This window comes from Rhodococcus coprophilus NBRC 100603 (genome assembly GCF_001895045.1).
GTDB classification, from domain to species: Bacteria; Actinomycetota; Actinomycetes; order Mycobacteriales; family Mycobacteriaceae; genus Rhodococcus; species Rhodococcus coprophilus.
In genome coordinates, this window is sequence record NZ_BDAM01000011.1 from 281,655 (window position 1) to 304,032 (window position 22,378).

A 22,378-nucleotide genomic window follows, 5' to 3' on the forward strand; every position below is an offset into this window, starting at 1 on the left:
GTGATTCCCGCACGCGCCGATATCGTGGTGGTGGGTGGCGGGAGCGCCGGATGCACCCTCGCCGCGACTCTGGTGGCCGAACGGCCGGGGCGGACGGTGGTCCTGTTGGAGAGCGGGTCCGGGTACACGGGCACCGCGACCGCACCGCCTGAGATCCTCGACGCGATGCGGCTTCCCGTCGGACCCCAAAGTGTTTGTACCGCAGAGTATCCGGCGATATTGGGAAGCCGGTCCGGCGCTATCTCCCGTGGGCGCGTGCTCGGTGGATCGGGTGCGGTCAACGGAGGATACTTCGTGCGTGCACGGCCCGGGGACTTCGACGCCTGGCCGACGTCGTGGTCGTTCGGCAACGTTCTGCCGCACTTCCGGGCAATCGAGAGCGACACCGACTTCGACGACGAGTGGCACGGTGCCTCGGGTCCGGTCCCGGTCGCCCGGACGCCCTGGGACCGCCTTCATCCGGTAGCGCGTGCGTTTCACGAGGCTGCCGTGGCGGCCGGCCACGCCCCGGTCGACGATCTCAACGCACCCGGACCGGCCGGAGTCGGACGCGTCCCGCTCAACATCTCGAACGGAATGCGCATGGGTCCTGCGCTCTCGTTTCTTGTGCCCGCGCTCGGCTCCCCGAATCTGACTGTCTGTGCGAATGCCCACGTGCGCGGGATCGTGATGGCCGGTACAGCGGCGGTGGGCGTGGAGGTGGACGACGGTCGCGGGATCGCCACCGTCGAGGCCGGGAACATCGTGCTCTGCGCCGGTGCGATCGAGAGCCCTCGGCTCCTGATGCTGTCCGGACTCGGACCCGCCGACGAACTCCGCAGACTCGGAATCGAGCCTGTTCTCGACCTTCCCGGCGTGGGTCGCGGATTCTCCGATCATCCGGAAGTCGCTGTGCCGTACCGGTATCGAGGAGAGTTACCAGACCGGGCACCGGTACTCGAGACCGTGTTGCACACCGACGAACTCGAACTCCGCCCTTATACGGCGCCTTTCGCCGACTCGGTTCCGGGCAGCGGCGCCGATATCCCGGTGCTCGGGGTCGTGCTGACCCGCCCGCACAGTCGCGGACGTCTGCTCTTCGACGCGCGCAACCCCTATGCTGCGCCGGTGGTCGACTACGGGTATCTGAAGGACCCACGCGACCGGGCGGCGCTGCGCGACGGGGTGGCATCGGCGGTCCGCTTGCTCACGTCCATGCGCGATGTCGTGGACACCGGGAGCATCGGAGCGGACGCCGCAGGTGTGGACGACGCGTGGCTCGAGGCGCATCTCGGTACGTCCCAGCACTTGTCGGGATCATGCCGCATGGGATCCGGCGATTCGGCGGTGGTCGACGACCGGTGCCGCGTGCACGGCGCCGAGCGGCTGTTCGTCGTGGATACCTCCGTTTTCCCGCAGGTGCCCAGCCGGGGTCCGCACGCCACCGTGGTGATGCTGGCACAGCGGGTGGCAGCGTTGATGTCGTAGCCGCACGCGGCATGTGTACGGGGTCGGTCCACCGCGATTCCGGCATGCTGTGACCTGGACTACAGTGACTCGCGGCGGAGGGCGAGGAGGGCAGCGGTAGATGATCGACCGTGGGGGCGCGAAAGCCGATTCCTGGATGGCGTTACGTCCCGGCGACGACGCAGACGCGCGTGCGATACGGCTTGCGGAACTCCACCGCGCCGTCGTGGGAGCGGGGCGCGACACCGAGGGAACCACACGACTTCACGAGGAGCCCAATGCGGTACGTCCCCTGGTTCGCGAGTCGTGGCTGCGTAGTCTCCGGCGGTCCCTCGACCCGGATGTGATCGACCAGCCTGCACTGCTCGGCGGAACCGACTTCGACAACTATCGCGCACAACATGCGACGGCACTGATCCGACCGGTCGTGCGCAAGCTTCTCGTCGAGGACGCGGCGGACAGTGGACTGCTGATCGCGATCAGTGACGAACGCGGGAGGTTGCTGTGGATCGAGGGCGACCACGCCGCACGCGATCGTGCGCTGACGATGAGTTTCGCCGAGGGGGCCGACTGGAGCGAGGAGCATGTCGGAACGAATGCTCCCGGCACTGCCCTCGCGCTCGATCGGTGCGTCCAGATCTTCGGAGCCGAGCACTACAACCGTGCGGTTCACGAGTGGAGTTGCTCTGCCGCAACGGTTCACGACCCGATCGACGGCAGGATCCTCGGTGCGGTCGACATCACCGGCGGTCCGCGCGTCGCGGCGCCGGAGGTGCTGCAACTCGTCCGGGCGACGGTCGCTGCCGCGGAGGCCGAACTGCGGCTGATCAGGCTCGAGTCGCCCCCGTCGGAACCGTCGGCCGTCACCGTCCTGGAAGCTTTCGGGCCGGGCCGCGCAGTGCTCGTCCGTGGACGCGACCGGGTCACGCTGTCGCAGCGGCATGCCGAGATCCTGCTGCTACTCAGTGAGCATCCGGAGGGGCTGGGCACGCACCGCCTCGCAGCGCTGCTCGACGAGAACGAACTCGACTCCGTCACCGTCCGCGTCGAGATCTCCCGTCTGCGAAAGGTTCTCGGTCCGGATATCCTCGCCTCACGGCCGTACCGGCTGCGGGCCGAGTTGCGCACCGATGTCGCGGAGGTACGCGCTGCCCTCGATCGCGGCGACCTCGACAGCGCGGTGCGCCGCTACACGGGCCGAGTACTGCCACGCTCGTATGCGCCGGGCGTCATCGACGTCGGCGACGAACTGGACACCCGCATCAGGGGCGCGCTCCTGCGTCGCGGGTCGGCACCGTTGCTGGCGCGCTGGACCGCGTCCGTGCACGGCCGCGGCGATCTTGCCGCGTGGACGGCATATCTGGGATGCCTGGATCCGGAATCGAGCCTGTTCGCTCAGGTCGAGGCGAAGATCCGCGTGTTGGACCGGAACTTGGCAACGTAGTTGCAACGGTGACTTTCGTAGTGTCGGAGGTCACACCCCGAAGGGTGCTGGTAGTCGATACGCAGGAGAACACCATGACCGAGTACGCCCGCCCCGGTTCACCCGATGCCCTGATGTCCTTCCGGTCCCGTTACGACAACTGGATCGGTGGCCGATGGGTGGCACCCGCTACAGGTGAGTACTTCGAGAACGTGACCCCGGTGACCGGGCAACCGTTCACCGAGGTCGCCCGGTCGACCGAAAAGGACATCGAACTCGCGCTCGATGCCGCACACGCCGCCGCACCGGCGTGGGGCAGGACTTCACCCGCCGAACGCGCGCTGATCCTTAACCGGATCGCCGATCGCATCGAAGAGAACCTCGAGTCGGTCGCGCTCGCCGAGACGTGGGACAACGGCAAGCCGATCCGCGAAACGCTCAACGCCGACATCCCGCTCGCCATCGACCATTTCCGGTACTTCGCCGGCGCGATCCGGGCGCAGGAAGGCTCGATCTCCGAGATCGACTCGGATACCGTGGCCTACCATTTCCACGAGCCGCTCGGCGTGGTCGGCCAGATCATTCCCTGGAACTTCCCGATCCTGATGGCGGTGTGGAAGCTCGCTCCGGCGCTCGCGGCCGGCAACGCGGTTGTGCTCAAGCCCGCCGAACAGACCCCCGCGTCGATTCTGTACCTCGTCGAACTGATCGGTGACCTGCTTCCCGACGGTGTCCTCAACGTGGTCAACGGATTCGGCACCGAGGCAGGCAAGCCGCTCGCCTCGAGCCCGCGCATCCGCAAGATCGCGTTCACCGGTGAGACCACGACCGGCCGGCTCATCATGCAGTACGCGTCACAGAACCTTATCCCCGTCACACTCGAACTCGGCGGCAAGAGCCCGAACATCTTCTTCTCGGACGTGCTCTCCGCCGACGACGACTACCAGGACAAGGCGCTCGAGGGCTTCACCATGTTCGCGCTGAACCAGGGCGAGGTGTGCACCTGCCCGTCGCGCGCCCTCATCCAGCACGACATCTTCGACGACTTCCTCTCGCTCGCCGCGGTCCGCACCAAGGCGGTCCGGCAGGGCAACCCGCTCGACACCGACACGATGATCGGCGCCCAGGCGTCCAACGACCAGCTCGAGAAGATCCTGTCCTACATCGAGATCGGCAAGAGCGAAGGCGCCAAGGTGATCACCGGCGGCGAACGTGCCGACCTCGGCGGTGACCTGTCCGGCGGCTACTACGTGCAGCCGACGATCTTCCAGGGCCACAACAAGATGCGGATCTTCCAGGAGGAGATCTTCGGGCCCGTCGTGTCGGTGACGTCCTTCCGGGACTTCGACGATGCGATCGAGATCGCCAACGACACGCTGTACGGTCTCGGCGCCGGTGTGTGGTCACGGGACGGGGGAGTTGCGTATCGCGCCGGACGGGCGATCCAGGCCGGCAGGGTGTGGACCAACACCTACCACCAGTATCCGGCCCACGCGGCCTTCGGTGGCTACAAGCAGTCCGGCATCGGCCGCGAGAACCACCACATGATGCTCGATCACTATCAGCAGACGAAGAACCTGCTCGTGTCCTACGCGCCGAAGGCGCAGGGCTTCTTCTGATCCACCTCGGCGCCCGCATCGCTCGTACCGGGCGGTGTGGGCGCCGATCGGAGTTTCGAACGAAAGGTGAATCGTGTCGCCCCCCGCCCGGTTGCTGGCCACGGTTGCCGCCGTGGACCTTCTACGACGTCTGGTCGCCCGCAACGGATCGTTGATGATGCACCAGTCGGGAGGGTGCTGCGACGGGTCGTCGCCGATGTGTTTTCCCGATGGCGAGTTTCTCGTGGGCGATCGTGACGTATTGGTGGGGGTGCTCGACCTTCGGCTCGGCGCAGGAGAGACGCTTCCCGACCCGCCCTCCGGTTCCGACGCTGTCCCCGTCTGGATCTCGGGTTCGCAGTTCGAGGTGTGGAAACACACGTGCCTTGTGCTCGACATGGTTCCGGGAAGAGGTGCCGGATTCAGTCTCGAAACCACCGAGGGCGTCCGATTCCTCTCGCGCGGAGGGGCATTCACCGACGATGAGAATGCGGAGCTGGCGTCGTCCGGCGTGCTGCTCGGCCGGGACTGGGCCGACGGCACGCGGCCCGCCGCATCGCAGGTACCGCTCGTCGTGAGCGACGCCGCCGACGCGTGTGCGGTGCCTCAGCGGTCGGCACGGGAGACGGAGACCGGCGGTGGCACTGCCGCGCTCGCAGGAGAGTCCGATCCGCCGGCGAGCGCCTGGTAACTCACGTTCCAAAGCCATTCCACGGGCCCGCGTTCGAAGCGGGTCAGCCACAGTCGCGCGACGACCATCAGTGTCGCGGACACGGCGGCGAACAGGGCTACGGTGGCCGGGACGATCGTGCTGCCGTCCAGGCGTGAGGCCAAGCCTAGTCCCCAGCCGTAGCACACGATCGAGCACAGTACGTTCTGTAATATGTAGCAGCTCAGTGCCATTCGGCCGACCGGGGCGAGCGCCGAGCCGATGCTGCCCGGGGCGCGGCCGTCGGCATAGCGCTGCGCAACGGCAGCGAGAAGTGCGAAGGCCACGATCGGGGCCGTTCCGTAGCGGCCGAGGACGAGTCCCGCGTCGGACCCGAAAAGACCCAGTGCGAAGTCGAGCGGGAGCGCACCTCCGAAACCGACGATCATGAGAGTGCGCCGGAGCCGGGCGCGACCAGGATCGAGGATGCCACCCGCAAAGAGGCGCGCCCCGATCAGGAAGAGCGCAATCGACAGAGGCAGGATGAATATCGTCTCCAGCCGGAACAGTGCGAAGTTCTCGGCGCGGAAGACGACCAGATCCCAGAAAGTGCCGTCCGCATACGGATTCGGAGACAGCGTCCGGTTTCCCGGATTCGGGGGCAGCGCTGCGAGCGCGGCTGTCGCGACCGCGAGCATCGCCGCATGCAGGGCGAGGGCGCAGGCGATCCATATTCGCTGGGACTGCACGCCGGTGGACAGGACGAAGGCGACGACGAGTCCGGTGATCGCGTACCCCGTGAGTACGTCGAACTCGGTGAACAGAAAGTAGTGCAGCACTCCGTCGATCATGAGAAGCGCTGCCCGCCAGGGGTATTTACCGGGCCATGGAAGGCCGCGTCCGGCCGCCGAGCGATGCTGGATCGCGAGTCCGATGCCGAACATGATCGTCAGGAGGCCGAGAAACTTTCCCTGAGTCACCTGTTGCAGTACGTCCTGGACGAAACTCCACTGCCCGGTTGCCCGCCCGGTTCCGTTGATGTAGCCGACCAGCCCTTCCGCGTTGGTGAAGATCCAGATGTTCGTACCGAGAGTGCCGAGGATCGCGATCCCCCGCAGGATGTCGAGTGCCGCATATCGGGGTGTAGTGCTCATCGGAATCCCTCCACGGGGCGTGGAGTTTAAGTAGCACGGTCGTGCTTACAAAAAGCGATGCTAGCACGACCGTGTTAATATGGTCCAGTGCCGAAATTGATCGATCACGATGCCCGTCAACAGGAGATCGCGGAAGCTGTCTGGCGGCTCATCCTCCGGGAGGGCGTCGGAGCGGTCTCCATCCGGGAAGTCGCGGCCGAAGCGGGCTTGTCCACCGGGTCTGTGCGGCACGTCTTCCCGAGCAAGTCGGCGCTGCTCGGATACTCGATGCGGCTGGTCCACGAGCGGGCGGCGGAGCGGGCCGCTTCGCACGTGGACGTGACCGAAGTTCGGAAGAGTGCGCTCGCGATCCTGTGTGAGTTTCTTCCCCTCGACGATCTTCGTCGCTGCGAGATGCTGGTGAATCTCGCGCTCATCGCAGAGTCGCCCGGCGATCCGGAACTCGGGGCCATTGCAGCCGACGCTCAGATCGCGTTCCGCACGGGATGCACGAACATCGTCCGGGGGCTCTCCGGTTCGGGACTTGTCGCGGCCGGCCGCGACCTGAGCGTGGAAGCCGCGCGCCTGCACGCGCTCGTCGACGGTCTCGCAATGCATGCGCTCGTCGGGGGAGGCGACACCCCGGAGTCGGCGGTGGCCGTCCTCGAGGCGCATATCGATTCGCTGGCCTGACGGCTCCGGTGGTCTCGTCGCCTGCCTCGGGTGGATTGGTACCAGGGTGGCCCAACCGTCGCGGGTACCGGTACGCCAGAATCGGAGCGGGATCCGACCGGATTCCGCGATCCGCGGGGCGTGGGCCCTGCATGTTCGTCGCCCGGTGGGCGGTGAGGAGTGGACATGGCCTTCGCCGGCAACGTTGACGAACTGGCTCTGCTGCAGACCGTGCGCCTGAAGAATCAGGTCACGGCGGAGGTGGTGGCCGCGCACCTGGGTGTGTCGGTGGCGGCGGGTCAGGCTGCGGTCGATGCCCTTCTCTCCCAGAGCAAAGCGCAAGCCGCCGGTGAGGGCATCGAACTCACCGACAAGGGGATGCTCGAGCTGACCCATCAACTCGAGGCGGAACGCGTCTCGATCGACGAGGACTCGATCGCCGAACTGTACGACCGGTTCGTACCGATGGACGAAGAACTCGCGGCGATGCTGTCCGAGCCGGAGGCGGATCATTTCGTCGACACGCTCCTCGGCTTCGACCGGCGGGCTCAGGAACTGTTCGACGACGTCTCTGCGTTCGTCCCGCGCTTGTCGCGCTACCAGGACCTGTTCGCGGAAGCGCTGGAGAAGATCAAGGGCGGCGCATTGGCATGGGCCACTGCGGGCAACATCGACTCCTACGCCACCGTATGGCGGGAGATGCGCGAGGAACTCACCGCAGCCGCCGGCCGCTGACGCGATCCTTCGTTCGCCAAACTATGTGACGCCCGTCACCTCACCCCCCTTTCGGGGGTAGTGCGAGTGATCACGGTCACCTAACTTTCCTTCCGATCCCGCGGCGACCCGCCCGCGAACGGAAGACGGAGGACCGAAGTGACCAGTGAGCCGAGATCTGGACCGGGTGAACCCACGGGGGTGGTTTCGGCGGAGCCGCCGGGCTCCGTCGGAACCGCCCCCGAAGACGCTGGGCCAGGCGTCCGTCGCGTCGCTGTCGCAAGCTGCATCGGCACGACGATCGAGTTCTACGATTTCTTCATCTACGGCACGGCGGCAGCGCTCGTGTTCCCGACGGTGTTCTTCCCCGCGCTCGGGGCGACGGCCGGAACGGTCGCGTCCTTCGCCACCTTCGCCGTGGCCTTCATCGCCCGGCCCGTCGGTGCGATGCTCTTCGGTCACTTCGGAGATCGCATCGGCCGTAAGAAGACTCTCGTCTCCACCCTGCTTCTCATGGGAATCTCCACGCTCCTGATCGGTCTGCTCCCCGGAGCGGACACGATCGGTGTGGCTGCTCCGATCATTCTGGTGCTCTTGCGTTTCGCCCAGGGATTCGCCGTCGGCGGTGAGTGGGCAGGCGCGACACTGCTCACAGCCGAATACGCACCGCCGGGCCGCCGCGGGCTCTATGCGATGTTCCCGCAACTCGGTCCAGCCATCGCCTTCGCACTCTCCAGCGGCACATTCCTTTTCACCGGTATGGCGTTCGGAGACACCAACGAGGCATTCCTCAGCTACGGCTGGCGGATCCCCTTCATCTTCAGCATCGTCCTCGTCGGTATCGGTCTCTACATGCGCCTGGCGATCAAGGAGACCCCGGTGTTCCGCGCCGAGATGGCAGCGAAGGAGAAGAGCCTTCTGCGCGACGGCGACCCCGCCGAGAAGCAGACCCTTCCCTTCCTCGAGGTCCTGCGATTCCAATCCAGGGAGGTCCTGCTCGCAGCCGGAGCCCTGGCGATCATGTTCGCCTTCTTCTACATGGGCACCGCGTACCTGACCAGCTACGCCACCACCACGCTGGGCTACGATCGGCCGTTCGTTCTCGTCGTGGGCATCGCGTCGTCGTTCGTGTTCGGTGGTGCGATCGTGCTGTCCGCGCTGTATTCCGACCGTGTGGGACGCCGACGGGTCATCATGGTCTCGTGTGCCTTCTCCATCGTCTGGGCTCTGGCGTTGTTCCCGCTGCTCGACAGCGGGTCGCCGGTCGCGTTCGTGATCGGGATGATGGTCACCCTCGCGATCTTCGGGATCGCCTACGGCCCGTGTGGCGCCCTGCTACCGGAAATGTTCGCGACCCGCTACCGCTACACGGGAGCCGGGCTCGGGTACAACCTCGCCGGAGTTCTCGGTGGCGCGATCCCTCCGCTCATCGCGGCGCCACTCGCAGCATCCTTCGGCAGCATCGCCATCGGCGTCATGCTCGCCGCTCTCGGTGTCCTGAGTCTGATCTGCACCGCCGGGCTCGTAGAAACGCGACACCGAGCACTCTGACCGCGCTCAGCGGTCCCGAGCACTCTGACCGCGCTCAGCGGTCCCGAGCACTCTGACCGCGCTCAGCGGTCCCGAGCGCTCGGACCGCTCAGCGGTCGTCACCCCGAATCACGAAGGAGAACATGATGTCCGGCACCACCGTCGACCGTCTGCCGAGCTATTCCCAGGGCGCCTGGGATGTCCCGCTTCTCGGTGACACCATCGGCGACAACCTCGATCGCACCGCCGCACGATTCGGAGATCGTGAGGCGCTCGTCGATTTCTCCGCCGGAAAGCGCTGGACCTACGGCGAATTCGTGGCCGACGTGGATGCGGTGGCGCTGGGCATGCTCGGATCGGGCATCGTGAAGGGCGACCGGGTGGGCATCTGGGCGCCGAATTGCTGGGAATGGGTGCTGGTGCAGTATGCGACCGCGAAGATCGGCGCGATCCTGGTCAACATCAACCCCGCGTACCGATCGCACGAACTCCAGTACGTGCTCGAACAGGCCGGCGTCCGGATGATGGTGTCCGCGAAAGCATTCAAGACCTCCGACTACGCGCAGATGATCGAGACCGTGCGCGGCAACTGCCCGGACCTCGAGGACGTCGTGTTGCTCGGCTCCCCGCGCTGGGACGACCTCGTGGCTATCGGCCGGACGGCACTCGCCGACGACCGGTCGGTGCTCGACGAGGCGCAATCCGCCCTGTCACCCGACGACCCGATCAACATCCAGTACACCTCGGGCACTACCGGATTCCCCAAGGGAGCCACGCTCAGTCACCACAACGTCCTCAACAACGGGTTCTTCGTCGGTGAACTCTGCCATTACACCGAAGAGGATCGGGTCTGCATCCCTGTCCCGCTCTACCACTGCTTCGGTATGACGATGGGCAACCTCGCGTGCACGAGTCACGGCGCCGCCATCGTTCTTCCGGCACCCGCGTTCGACGCCGCCGCGACACTCACGGCGGTGGCGGAGGAGAAATGCACGTCGCTGTACGGCGTGCCGACCATGTTCATCGCCGAACTGGCGGATCCCGGCTTCGACGGATACGACCTGTCGAGCCTGCGCACCGGGATCATGGCCGGCTCTCCGTGTCCGGTGGAAGTGATGAAACAGGTCATCGACCGCATGGGGATGCGTGAGGTGTCGATCTGTTACGGCATGACCGAAACCTCGCCGGTGTCGACGCAGACCCGCAGCGACGACAGCGTCGAGCGACGCGTGGCCACCGTCGGCCGGGTCGGCCCCCACCTCGAGGTGAAGATCGTCGACCCGGGCACGGGATTGACGGTGCCGCGTGGCGTACCGGGTGAGCTGTGCACCCGGGGTTATTCGGTCATGCTCGGATACTGGGAGCAACCGGACAAAACAGCCGAGGCCATCGACGTCGCTCGGTGGATGCACACCGGTGACCTGGGAGTGATGGACGAGGACGGATACGTGTCCATCACCGGCAGGATCAAGGACATGGTGATCCGCGGGGGCGAGAACATCTACCCCCGCGAGATCGAAGAGTTCCTCTACACCCACCCGGACATCCTCGACGCCCAGGTCGTGGGGGTGCCGGACGCGAAGTACGGCGAGGAACTCATGGCCTGGATCCGCATGCGTGAAGGAGCGGAGCAGCCCCTCGACGAGGAATCGCTGCGCGCATTCTGCGACGGCAGACTCGCCCGCTACAAGATCCCGAGGTACGTGCACGTCGTCGACGAGTTCCCGATGACGGTCACCGGCAAGGTGCGCAAGGTCGACATGCGCGAACAATCTCTCGCGATCATCGCCGCCGCTGTGACGGAAGAGCAATAGCGGGACGCGACTCCGGCCGGGGTGCGGCGAGGAATTCGACCGTACCCACGCGAACCGGTTCCGTAAGCCTGTCTCGAGGCAGACACTGGGAGGGTACCGAGTCGTCGAAGACGCGCAGGCCACCGGGCGGCGCCGAAGAAGAGGGGCTCACCATGGGACAAATCATCGGCACGATCATCTTCGGTGCGGTCATCGGGATCCTGGCCCGACTGGTGATCCCGGGCAAGCAGGCGATGGGGATGATCGTCACCATCGTCATCGGCATCATCGGAGCGTTGATCGGTTATTGGCTTTGGGGCCTGATCTCCTCCGAGGGCAACGAGGATACGAGCGGCATCGACTGGATCCGTTGGATCATCAGCATCATCGTGGCTGTGGTCCTCACCTTGATCTACACCTCTGCCACCCGAGAGAGGCGGTAATCCCTTCGCCTGCGGGCCCCGTCCGGCCACACCGGGCGGGGTCCGCAGGCTGACCGCGCGCTCGTCCAGGAAGGTGAGATGCCGTGCAGCCGCAGTGGGTTCCCGAACCGTCTGTGGTCGAACACGCGAACGTCACCCGATTTGCGCGGTTCGTCGAACGGCGGCACGGACTGAACCTGCCGGACTACAGGGCCCTGTGGCAGTGGTCGGTCGATGCTCCGAACCAGTTCTGGAAAGCAGTGTGGGACAGCTTCGAAATCCTGTCGCACACCGACCCCGGCCCCGCTCTCGCCGACTCTGCGATGCCTGGGGCGGTGTGGTTTCCGGGTGCTCGCCTCAACATCGTCGAGCACGTCTTCCGTGACCGGCCTCCTCGCGATCCGGCCGTGGTGTATCTCGATGAAGCGGGGCGCCGAACCGAGATGTCCTGGTCGGAACTCCGGCGGCAGACCGCCTCGTTCGCCGCCACCTTGCGCGCACACGGGGTCGGGCCGGGAGATCGGGTCGTCGGGTACCTCCCCAACATTCCGGAAGCTGTCGTCGCATTGCTCGGCACGGCCGCCGTCGGGGCGGTATGGGCCGCATGCGGTCAGGATTACGCCGTGCCCGCCGCACTCGACCGGCTCGGCCGGCTGGAGCCCCGGGTTCTCGTCACGACCACCGGATACGGCTACGCGGGTAAGTGGCACGACCGCACAGACGAGATGAACCTGCTCCGGGACGGATTGCCGGGGCTCGAGCTCACCGTGGTCGTACCCCGCGGATCGCCAGACGAGCCGCCGGAACCGGCCATGCCGCCCGGATCGTTGCTGATATGGGAGGACACGTTCACGACGGATCATCCCCTCGAAACGGTTGCGGTGCCCTTCGACCACCCGCTGTGGGTGGTGTTCTCATCGGGAACGACGGGACCGCCGAAAGGAATCGTCCACGGCCACGGCGGGGTACTGCTCGAGCATCTCAAAGCACTGTCGCTCCATCTCGACCTCCGGCCGGGCGACCGCTACTTCTGGTACACCAGCCCGAGCTGGATGATGTGGAACTTTCTGGTCTCCGGCCTTCTCGTCGGTGCGACCGTCGTCTGTTACGACGGCGCGCCGTCTCATCCGGAAATCGACCGGCTCTGGCGCATCGCGGCGGATGAACGGGTCACCGTGCTGGGCACCAGCCCCGCGTACATAGCAGCCTGCGGTAAGGCGGGCGCGGTTCCTCGCGACGGCCACGATCTGTCCGCGCTCCGCAGCGTCGGGGTCACCGGCTCGACCCTGCCCGTGACGGGATCGTTGTGGCTGTCGGAGAACGTGGGCGCCGACGTGCAGGTCATGTCGATCTCCGGTGGTACCGACGTGGTGACCGCCTTCGTGGGGGCCGTGCCCACAGTGCCCGTGTGGCCGGGAGAGATCTCCGTGCCGTGCCTCGGCGTGGCGGTGGACGCGTACGACGAGCACGGTCGGCCCGTCCGAGGCCGGGTGGGCGAACTCGTCGTGACCGCGCCGATGCCGTCGATGCCTGTCTCCTTCTGGGACGACCCGGACGGCAGCCGGTACCGCGACTCTTACTTCTCTGTATATCCGGGGGTGTGGCGTCACGGCGACTGGATCACCGTCACCGACCGGGGCACGTTCGTCATGCACGGACGGTCCGACTCCACGCTCAACCGCCAGGGAGTGCGGATGGGCAGCGCCGACATCTATCAGGTCGTGGAGAGCCTCCCCGAGGTCACCGAAGCACTGGTCCTCGGAATCGAGCAGCCCGACGGTTCGTACCGGATGCCGCTGTTCGTCGTACTGGCAGAGGGCACAGAACTGGACGACAGTGTGGCGGAGCGAATTCGCTCCGCCATCCGTGCGCAACTGTCCCCACGGCACGTGCCGGACGAGATCGTCGCTGCACCAGGTGTGCCCCACACTCGTACCGGGAAGAAACTCGAGGTTCCGCTCAAACGGATTCTGCAGGGAGCCGATCCGGCGGGAGTCGTCGACCGCGCGGCAATCGACGCGCCCGACCTGATCGAGTGGTACCACGACCAGCGGTGACGCAGACCACACGGTAAGCGTCGCCTAACTGGACTCTCACCGCCTCGAATGGTCGGATTGCCGGTATGGACATCGCCATCAAGATTTTTCTCATCCTGCACTTCATCGGTCTCGCCGCCATCATCGGCTCCTGGCTCTCGGTCCTCAAGCAGCCGCGCGTGGTCGTCGGCATGCTGCACGGCGCGATCCTTCAGGTGGTCACCGGCGTAGCCCTGGTCGGCCTGCGTGAAGCTCAGGACGTCGTAGAAGTGAACCACATGAAGATCGGCATCAAGCTCCTCATCGCGCTGGTGATCCTGGTCGTCGCGATCATCGGTCTGAAGAAGGAGAAGCAGAACCCCGGTTCGACCGCAGTGCTTGCGCACACCGCCGGCATCCTCGGCATCGTCAACGTGATCGTCGCAGTGGTCTGGTAATACTTGCGGCCAGGTGGCAGCCGTGGCCCTTGCCCAGCCGTGGCCCGGTGAAACTCGGCCTCGTCCACGGTGAGCCGGAGCCCCGGTCGGCACCCTGTAGATTGTTTCCGATGTACGACATGGGCTCCGGTACCGACCGGTAAGTAACATGCTTCGGGCGCGTCGGCCGCCAGGCGGGGTTCCGTTGCTGCGTCCGGTCCTGCGGAATGTCTCCCCGCCCCGGCCACGCCGTAACGATCTCCCCCTGATGCGCAGATACCCCAAGAGGTTGCGTGCAAGTTCGTGTCGGGAGTGCGGGCAACCGCCCGGTGGTGAGAGGAAGGTTGGGGGATTTGGACTCGCTCGGGAAAGGCGGATCGCAGGCGAAGAACGCGGGGGGCGCAGTGCCGCCCGGAGCGTTCCCGCTCTCGCCTGCGCAGCTGGGGATGTGGTTCGCCCAGCACGTCGACCCGACAGTGCCCGCCAACATTGCTCAATACGTCGAACTCGAGGGCGACCTCGACGTCGATCTGCTCCGCGAATCCAGTGCCCGTGCTGCGCTCGAAATGGGATCCGGGTTCCTCCGTTTCATCGAGGTCGGGGCACAGCCCTACCAGCTCGTCGACCCCTCTCTCGAAGCGCCGCTCGGTTTCGTCGATCTGAGCGGAGCCGACGACCCGCGGCAGGCTGCGCTCGACTGGATGCGCGACGACCGCAGTCGTCCAGTCGATGTATTGCGCGACCGCCTCATCGCCGCGACCGTGCTTCGCATCGGTGAACGACGCTACTTCTGGTACAACCGCGTCCACCATCTGGCACTCGACGGTTTCGCCGCTGCCACCTTCATGACTCGTATCGCGGAGTTGTACACCGCGGCGGTCGAGGGCGTCGAGCCGTCTCCGAATCGCGCGTCGGACCTGCACAAGGTCTACGACGTCGAAATGGAGTACCGCGGCTCCAAGCGGTTCCTCGACGACCGCGAGTACTGGGCCCGGCAGATCGACGGGATCGAGGAACCCACCAGCCTCTCCGGGCGCACCGCCGCACCCGCCCCGGTCAGCCGTATCGACACCGCCGCACTGTCCGAGGACACCGAACGGCGGGTCGACGAACTCGCGACTCGAGAAGGCACGAGCCTTGCCACCGCGGTGGTCGCTGCCTTCGCCGCATATCTCGCGCAGATGACCGGACAGACCGACGTGGTGCTGAGCCTGCCCGTAGCAGCGCGCACCACCGCGGTCCTGCGTCGTTCGGGCAGCATGGTTTCCAACGTCGTACCGCTGCGCTTGAGCGTCACCGACGACACGACCGTGCACGACCTCATCGCTGCCTCGGCGGCGGCCGTCTCGGGTGCGCTGCGCCACCAGCGTTACCGGCACGAGGACATCGTCCGCGACCGTGACGCGGGTTCGGTGGGGCAGTCCACGTTCTTCGGGCCGTGGGTCAACATCATGTTGTTCGACAACGAGGTCCGGCTCGGCGACATGGTCGGCGGAATCAACATTCTGTCGACCGGCCTGATCGAGGATCTCGGTGTCAACGTCTACCGCAGCGGCGGCGCTCACACGCACATCGACTTCGAGTCCAATCCCAATCTGTACCGCTCGGAGCAGTCCCGCGCCGACCACGCTCGTTTCATCGAGTTCTTCGACCGGTTCGTCGGATCGGATCCGGAACGGCGCGTGTGGGACATCCCTCTTGCGGGACGCGTCGAACTCGAAAGTGCGGTCATCGAGTGGAACCGCACCGACCATCCCGTCCGGCAGCGCGATCTGCTCGCCCAGTTCCGTGAACGGGCTGCCGAAACCCCCGAGGCCACAGCGCTGATCTTCGAGGGCGAGTCGCTGACCTACGGCGAATTCGCTTCCCGTGTCAACACTCTCGCGCGCACATTGATCGGTCTTGGCGTCGGACCCGAATCGCTTGTCGGGCTGTGCATCCGGCGCTCGCTCGACCTCGTCGTCGGCATGTACGCGATCGTCGAAGCCGGCGGTGCGTGGGTGCCGATCGATCCCGACCATCCGGCCGACCGGACCGGCTACATCCTCGACACCGCGAAACCGGCCGCAGTACTGACCACGGCGCGCGACGACGTGGACCTGCCGGACGGCACCGTCACGCTCGAGATCGACACCTTCGACTACTCGCGCGGTGACGCACGTCCGATCTCCGACGCGGAGCGGCATGGTCCGATCCTGCCCGATACCACCGCGTACGTCATCTTCACCTCGGGTTCGACCGGTCGGCCCAAGGGCGTGGCCGTGAGCCATGTCGCCATCGACAACCAGATCCAGTGGATGAACGACCAATACGGCGTGACGTCCCAGGATGTGTACCTGCAGAAGACCGCAACGACGTTCGACGTGTCGCTGTGGGGATTCTTCATGCCGCTGCGTGTCGGCGCGACCCTCGTGATCGCGACGCCCGACGGGCACCGCGACCCGGTCTACGTGGCGAACAAGATCGCCGAGCACCGCGTGACGATCACCGATTTCGTGCCGTCGATGCTCACGGTCTTCGTGGCCAACGCCGCGGACGGAAGCTGCGACTCCCTGCGGCACGTCTTCGTCATCGGCGAGGCACTGCCGTCCGAGACGGCAGCCGAGTTCGCCCGGCTGTGTCCGGCGGGCCTGCACAACCTGTACGGACCCACCGAGGCGGCGGTGTCCATCACCTACCACCGCGCGGGCCCTGCCGACGTGCACAGCGTCCCGATCGGTGTCCCCCAGTGGAACAGCCGCGCGTACGTTCTCGACCGGCGGCTGCGCCCGGTTCCGGTCGGGCGACCGGGCGAGCTCTACCTGGCGGGCGTTCAACTCGCCCGTGGCTACCTCGATCGTCCGGACCTGACCTCCGATCGCTTCCTCGCGGACCCGTTCGGCGCACCCGGCGAACGGATGTACCGCACGGGCGACCTCGTGCGCTGGGAGGCCGAGCCCGACGGCACCGGAATCCTCGAGTACATCGGCCGGACCGATTTCCAGGTCAAGTTCCGCGGACAGCGCATCGAACTCGGTGAAATCGAGGCGGTGCTGCTCGCTCACCCCGCCGTCTCGCAGGCGGTCGTTCTCGTGGCCTCCACTCCCACCGGCGACCAGCTCGTGGGTTACATCGTGGCCGCGCCCGCACAGACGGTCGACATCTCCGATCTGGCAGATCACGCAGGTCGCTCGTTGCCGTCGTATATGGTGCCCGCGTCGCTCATGGTGCTCGACGCGCTACCGCTCAACACCAGCGGAAAGCTCGACCGGAAAGCCCTGCCGGAACCCGTATTCAGCAGCACCCGCACCTTCCGCGAGCCCTGCAGCCCTGCCGAACGCGTGGTGGCCGCGGCCTTCGGCGACGTACTCGGCGCGGAGCGCGTCGGTCTCGACGACGACTTCTTCGAGCTCGGCGGCAATTCGCTCGTCGCGACCCAGGTCGTCTCACGCATCGGCTCGGCACTCGATACCCAGGTTCCTGTACGCGCGCTGTTCGAGGCATCCACTGTCGTTGGACTCGCCACGCGCATTGCGAAGCAGGTCGGTTCCGGTGCCCGAGCGCCGCTCACCGCAGCCGTCCGACCCGATGTTCTGCCCCTTTCCACTGCACAGCAACGGATCTGGTTCCTCAATCGGTTCGATGTCACCACTGCGGCTTACAACCTGCCCTTCACCGTGCGGATGACAGGCGCGGTGGATCCTCGTGTCGTGTCCGATGCCTTCTCGGACGTGGTGGCTCGGCACGAGAGCTTGCGCACCGTCTACCCCGAAGTGGACGGCGACCCTCATCAGGTGATCCTGCCGCTCGAGCAGGCCGTCTCTCCGCTCGAACCGGTCGATGTCGACGAAAACGGCCTGCGCGCAGCGGTCGTCGAACTCGCCGGCCGCGGTTTCGACGTCGCGATCGAGGTTCCGTTCCGCGTCGCGCTGTTCCGGCTCGCTACCGACAACTATGTGCTCGCGATGGTGCTGCACCACATCGCAGCCGACGGATCCTCGTTCGGACCGTTCGCGCAGGATGTCGTCGCCGCCTACACGGCGCGCGCAGAGGGACACGAACCTCGCTGGTCGCCCCTGCCGATCCAATACGCCGACTACGCCCTGTGGCAACGACAGGCTCTCGGCAGCGAGTCGGATCCGGGTTCGACTGCTGCACAACAAATCTCTTTCTGGGTGCGTGAACTCGACGGTCTCCCGGATCAGCTCGACCTGCCGGCGGACCGGATGCGCCCTGCCGTCGCAAGCTACCACGGTGCCAAGCACCGATTCGAAATCGGCGCCGAGACACACCGTGGACTCGTCGAACTTGCTCGCGGACACAGCGCCTCGCTGTTCATGGTCGTCCACGCCGCCTACGCGGTCCTCCTGTCACGACTGAGCGGATCGAACGATATCGCCGTCGGCACCGCCGTCGCGGGACGCGGCGAAAAGGAACTCGACGACCTCATCGGCATGTTCGTGAACACGCTGGTGTTGCGCACGCGCGTCGATCCCGGACTCTCGTTCGGTGAATTCCTCGACGTGGTCCGTGAAATCGACCTGACCGCATTCTCGAACGCGGACGTGCCTTTCGAGCGTCTCGTCGAGGTGCTCAACCCGGCACGATCCACAGCGCGCCATCCGCTGTTCCAGGCGGCGCTGTCGCTCGAGCCCGGTTCGGCACGTGAGGTGTCCTTCGCCGGAGTCCGCGCCGTCGGCACCGAACTGGAGATGCCGATCTCGAAGTTCGACATCCAGCTGTGGCTGACCGAAAAGACCGGCAGCGACGATGAACCCGCCGGCTTGGGTGCCACCTTCGAGTACGCGACGGATCTCTTCGACGCCGGTACGGTCGCCGTCTTCGCAGAACGTTTCGTGCGGATCCTCGACGGCATCGTCGCGGACACGTCGGCATGTGTGGGTGACCTGTCCATCCTTTCTCCCGGCGAAGCCGAGCTGCTGCTCACCACGACGGGTCCCGATGCGGGTGAACCGGCCACGCTCGTGGACCTGCTCACCGCGGGTGTCGCCGCCCACCCCGAGCGGACCGCCGTTCGCGACGGTGACATCGTCCTGACGTATCGCGACCTCGACGCGTGGTCGAGCTGGATCGCGCGTTACCTGATCGAGCGTGGTGTAGGGCCCGGTGGCATTGTCGCGCTTGCCTTCCCTCGCTCGTGGGAGATGGTGCTCGGTGTGTGGTCCGTTGCGAAGACGGGAGCAGCCTACGTTCCGGTCGACCCGGAATACCCGGTCGACCGAATCACCCACATGCTCGAGGACTCGTCGGCTCTGCTGGGCCTGACGACGGAGGAACACGCCGCCGGTCTGTCGCCCGCCATCGAATGGGTTCGCTTCGACGACCCGGCGTTCGTCGCCGCGTGCTTGGCCCACTCGGGCGCTCCGGTCACCGACGAGGAGCGGTGTGCTCCGCTCCGGGTCGATCACCTCGCATACGTCATCTACACCTCCGGGTCCACCGGGCGCCCGAAGGGCGTCGCGGTAACCCACCGCGGCCTCGCAGGCCTTGTCCGCGACTGTGTCGACGTTTACGAGGTGACCGAGGAATCGCGGATTCTGCAGATCTGTTCGCCGAGTTTCGACCCCTCGGTTCTCGACTTTGCGATGGCCGGCTACACCGGTGCCGAGTTGGTGATCACTCCTCCGACGATCTACGGCGGAGCCGAATTGCGCGCGCTGATCCAGCAGACCGGCGTCACCCACGCGATCATCACGCCTGCGGTGCTGGGTTCGGTGGATCCCGCGGGCCTCGACTCGCTCCGGACCCTCAACGTCGGTGGCGATGCCTCCACGACAGAACTTGTGGCCCGGTGGGCGCCCGGCCGCCGCTTCTTCAACGCGTACGGACCGACCGAGACCACGATCGTGTCGACCCGCGCTCTGCTCGATGCCTCGGGGCCGATCACCATCGGCGGCCCGACCCCGGGCGTCCAGGCACTCGTGCTCGACGGCCGTCTTCGTCCGGTCCCCGCAGGAGTGTCGGGAGAGCTGTATCTCGCCGGCGACGCTCTCGCGCGAGGCTATCACCGACGCGCTGCGCTCACCTCGGATCGGTTCGTCGCGAACCCGTTCGGAGCACCGGGTACCCGCATGTACCGGACCGGTGACGTGGTGCGCTGGGACGATCAGCGCCGCCTCGTGTTCGCCGGCCGATCCGACTTTCAGGTCAAGGTCCGCGGATTCCGGATCGAACTGGGCGAGATCGACGCTGCCTTGCAGACGCATTCGCTCGTCGACTTCGCAACCACCGTGGGCCACGAAATGCCTTCGGGACAGACCGCACTCGTGTCGTACGTGCACGGCGCTCCGGGTGTCGACCCGTCGGCGTTGTCCGACCACGTGGCCCGGTCGTTGCCGTCGTACATGGTGCCCTCGCAGATCGTCGTCCTCGACGAGATCCCCCTGACGCCCGTCGGAAAGCTCGACCGCCGAGCACTGCCGGAGCCGGAACTCGGGATCAGCTACCGCGAATTCCGCGCGCCGACGACGCCCATCGAGGGAACCGTCGCTGCCGTCTTCGCCGAGGTGCTCGGCGTGCAACGTGTCGGACTCGACGACGACTTCTTCGAACTCGGCGGAAATTCGCTCCTCGCGACCCAGGTGGTGTCCCGGCTGGGTGTGGCACTCGACGCGCAGGTTCCCGTGCGTGCGCTGTTCGAATCGAGCACCGTCGCCGCCCTGGCAGTTCGCGTCGAGCAGGAGGCCGGGCGCGGTGCCCGTGCGGCACTGGCGAAAATGCCGCGGCCCGAGCGTGTTCCGCTGTCCTTGGCGCAGCAGCGCATGTGGTTCCTCAACCGCTTCGATTCCCGCTCGGCGACGTACAACCTCCCGATGGCGTTGCGGCTGACCGGAGCCCTCGACGTAGCGGCACTTCAGGTGTCGATCATGGATGTGATCGACCGTCACGAGTCGCTGCGTACCGTCTTCCCCGATTCGCCGGAGGGACCCCAACAGGTAGTACGGGCGGCCGCGGAAGTCGTGCCCAATCTGACCCCGCTCCGGATCGAACGGGACGAGTTGGCCGGTGCGATGCGCCGACTCGCGTCCACCGGGTTCGACGTCACCTCCGAGGTGCCGATTCGCGCAGAACTCTACGAACTCGACCGCAACGAGCACATTCTCGCGCTCGTGGTCCACCACATTGCCGCAGACGGATGGTCCACCGGACCGATGGCACGCGACATCATGGTCGCGTACGCCGCGCGAACCGAGTGGGAAGAGCCCTCGTGGGCACCGCTTCCCGTTCAGTACGCCGACTACACTCTGTGGCAGCGGGAAGTTCTCGGCTCCGAGGACGATTCGCAGTCGCTGATTTCCGGTCAGCTCGACTACTGGCGTCGCACGCTCGCCGACGTTCCCGACCAGTTGGATCTTCCGGCCGATCGTCCCCGCCCGGCGACGCCGTCGTTCGCCGGCGCGACCGTGGATTTCTCGATCGATCCGAGCCTGCATCGAGACCTCGTGGCGTTCGCTCGCAAGCGCAACGCGTCCCTGTTCATGGTCGTGCATGCGGCCTTGAGCATATTGCTGGCACGATTGTCCGGTCAGCGCGACATTACGATCGGTACGCCGGTGGCCGGACGTGGCGAGCAGTCGCTCGACGACCTCATCGGTATGTTCGTCAACACTCTGGTGCTGCGCACCGACGTCGATCCGGACGCGCAGTTCACCGACCATCTCGCACGGGCACGCGAAGCAGCACTGGGTGCCTTCGGGCACGCGGATGTCCCCTTCGAGCGTCTGGTCGAGGTTCTCAACCCCACTCGGTCCATGGCACGGCACCCGCTTTTCCAGGTCATGCTCTCGTTCGAGAATCTAGGTGCAGCGCACGTCGAACTTCGCGGTCTGACCCTCGACCTGCTCGAAATCGACACCGCGGTCGCCAAGTTCGATCTGCAGTTGACGTTGTCGGAGGGCTTCGCGGAGGACGGTTCGCCGGACGGTCTCCGGGCGGAGTTCACCTATGCGACCGATTTGTTCGATGCGGTGACGGTGGAGGGGTTTGCGGAGCGGTTCGTGCGGATCCTCGAGGCGGTGGTGTCCGATCCGTCGTGCCGGGTGGGGGATATCGATCTGCTGGGCGCCGACGAGCGTATTGCGGTGCTCGAGCGGTGGAACGATACGTCGCGTCCGGTGCCGGAGTCGACGTTGCTGGATCGGTTCGATGCGCAGGTCGCTGCGTCGCCGGATGCGGTGGCGGTGGTGTTCGAGGGTGTGTCGTTGACGTACGGCGAGTTCGATGTGCGGGTCAATCGGGTTGCGCGGTATTTGATCTCGCGGGGTGTGGGTCCGGAGACGACGGTGGGGTTGGCGGTGCGCCGGTCGTTGGATCTGTTGGTGGGGATGTATGCGATCGTGCGGGCGGGTGGGGCGTATGTGCCGCTCGATCCGGATCAGCCTGCTGAGCGTAATGGTTTCATTGTGGAGTCGGCGTCGCCGGTGTTGGTGGTGTCGACGTCGCGGGACGGGTTCGAGCTTCCCGAGTCCGATTCCGATTCCGAGTCCGGGTCCGGGTCGGTGCCGGTGGTGTCGATCGACACGCTGGATCTTGCCGGTGTGTCGGCG

At 66.1% G+C, this 22,378-nt stretch carries 13 protein-coding genes; 12 read left to right on the plus strand and 1 reads right to left on the minus strand.

The features are described 5' to 3' along the window. From mftG to RDCOP1_RS19950, 4 genes are all read left to right on the plus strand, one after another. Window positions 1-1,467, plus strand: coding sequence for a mycofactocin dehydrogenase MftG (gene mftG, locus RDCOP1_RS19935; RefSeq protein ID WP_111731632.1), 1,467 nt, complete (start codon window positions 1-3; stop codon window positions 1,465-1,467). Between the two features lie 100 nt (window positions 1,468-1,567). Then, window positions 1,568-2,890 carry a sigma-54-dependent transcriptional regulator family protein gene (locus RDCOP1_RS19940; protein ID WP_072704599.1) on the plus strand — a complete coding sequence of 441 codons (1,323 nt, stop codon included), beginning with the start codon at window positions 1,568-1,570 and terminating at the stop codon, window positions 2,888-2,890. A gap of 74 nt (window positions 2,891-2,964) precedes the next feature. Continuing rightward, the gene (adh, locus tag RDCOP1_RS19945; protein ID WP_072704747.1) at window positions 2,965-4,488 is read left to right on the plus strand and encodes an aldehyde dehydrogenase; all 1,524 of its coding nucleotides are present in this window, start codon (window positions 2,965-2,967) and stop codon (window positions 4,486-4,488) included. 73 nt (window positions 4,489-4,561) lie between these two features. Next, window positions 4,562-5,158 (plus strand): DUF779 domain-containing protein, encoded by a 597-nt coding sequence (locus tag RDCOP1_RS19950; RefSeq protein ID WP_231922905.1) that lies wholly within the window; start codon window positions 4,562-4,564, stop codon window positions 5,156-5,158. Here the strand turns inward: RDCOP1_RS19950 and RDCOP1_RS19955 are convergent. Then, window positions 5,074-6,270, minus strand: coding sequence for a DUF418 domain-containing protein (locus RDCOP1_RS19955; protein WP_072704602.1), 1,197 nt, complete (start codon window positions 6,268-6,270; stop codon window positions 5,074-5,076). The genes RDCOP1_RS19950 and RDCOP1_RS19955 overlap by 85 nt on opposite strands. 87 nt (window positions 6,271-6,357) lie before the next feature. Here RDCOP1_RS19955 and RDCOP1_RS19960 point away from each other — a divergent pair, with 87 nt between their 5' ends. From RDCOP1_RS19960 to RDCOP1_RS19995, 8 genes are all read left to right on the plus strand, one after another. Beyond that, on the plus strand, window positions 6,358-6,942 hold the full coding sequence (locus RDCOP1_RS19960; RefSeq protein WP_072704605.1) for a TetR/AcrR family transcriptional regulator: 585 nt from the start codon (window positions 6,358-6,360) through the stop codon (window positions 6,940-6,942). A 165-nt stretch (window positions 6,943-7,107) separates the two neighbouring features. Beyond that, the gene (locus RDCOP1_RS19965) at window positions 7,108-7,656 is read left to right on the plus strand and encodes a hypothetical protein (protein WP_072704750.1); all 549 of its coding nucleotides are present in this window, start codon (window positions 7,108-7,110) and stop codon (window positions 7,654-7,656) included. Between the two features lie 180 nt (window positions 7,657-7,836). After that, a complete protein-coding gene (locus RDCOP1_RS19970; RefSeq protein ID WP_072704608.1) occupies window positions 7,837-9,186 on the plus strand; it encodes an MFS transporter in 1,350 nt (449 codons plus the stop codon). 125 nt (window positions 9,187-9,311) lie between these two features. Further along, window positions 9,312-10,979, plus strand: a complete 1,668-nt coding sequence (locus tag RDCOP1_RS19975) for an AMP-binding protein (protein ID WP_072704754.1) — start codon at window positions 9,312-9,314, stop codon at window positions 10,977-10,979. Window positions 10,980-11,131: 152 nt separating this feature from the next. Further along, entirely contained in the window at window positions 11,132-11,401 is a 270-nt protein-coding gene (locus RDCOP1_RS19980; RefSeq protein WP_072704611.1) for a GlsB/YeaQ/YmgE family stress response membrane protein, read from the plus strand. 83 nt (window positions 11,402-11,484) lie between these two features. Continuing rightward, a complete protein-coding gene (locus tag RDCOP1_RS19985) occupies window positions 11,485-13,437 on the plus strand; it encodes an acetoacetate--CoA ligase (RefSeq protein ID WP_072704614.1) in 1,953 nt (650 codons plus the stop codon). 65 nt (window positions 13,438-13,502) lie between these two features. Continuing rightward, window positions 13,503-13,853, plus strand: coding sequence for a hypothetical protein (locus RDCOP1_RS19990; protein WP_072704617.1), 351 nt, complete (start codon window positions 13,503-13,505; stop codon window positions 13,851-13,853). Between the two features lie 332 nt (window positions 13,854-14,185). Further along, window positions 14,186-22,378, plus strand: an 8,193-nt coding sequence (locus RDCOP1_RS19995; RefSeq protein ID WP_143152201.1) for a non-ribosomal peptide synthetase, incomplete at its 3' end; no start/stop codon positions are given.

Coding starts and splice junctions, on each gene's coding strand:
- RDCOP1_RS19965 (WP_072704750.1), top strand. CDS start 7,108: ATGGCCTTCGCCGGCAACGTTGACGAACTGGCTCTGCTGCAGACCGTG.
- RDCOP1_RS19940 (WP_072704599.1), top strand. CDS start 1,568: ATGATCGACCGTGGGGGCGCGAAAGCCGATTCCTGGATGGCGTTACGT.
- RDCOP1_RS19975 (WP_072704754.1), top strand. CDS start 9,312: ATGTCCGGCACCACCGTCGACCGTCTGCCGAGCTATTCCCAGGGCGCC.
- RDCOP1_RS19990 (WP_072704617.1), top strand. CDS start 13,503: ATGGACATCGCCATCAAGATTTTTCTCATCCTGCACTTCATCGGTCTC.
- RDCOP1_RS19955 (WP_072704602.1), bottom strand. CDS start 6,270: ATGAGCACTACACCCCGATATGCGGCACTCGACATCCTGCGGGGGATC.
- RDCOP1_RS19980 (WP_072704611.1), top strand. CDS start 11,132: ATGGGACAAATCATCGGCACGATCATCTTCGGTGCGGTCATCGGGATC.
- adh (WP_072704747.1), top strand. CDS start 2,965: ATGACCGAGTACGCCCGCCCCGGTTCACCCGATGCCCTGATGTCCTTC.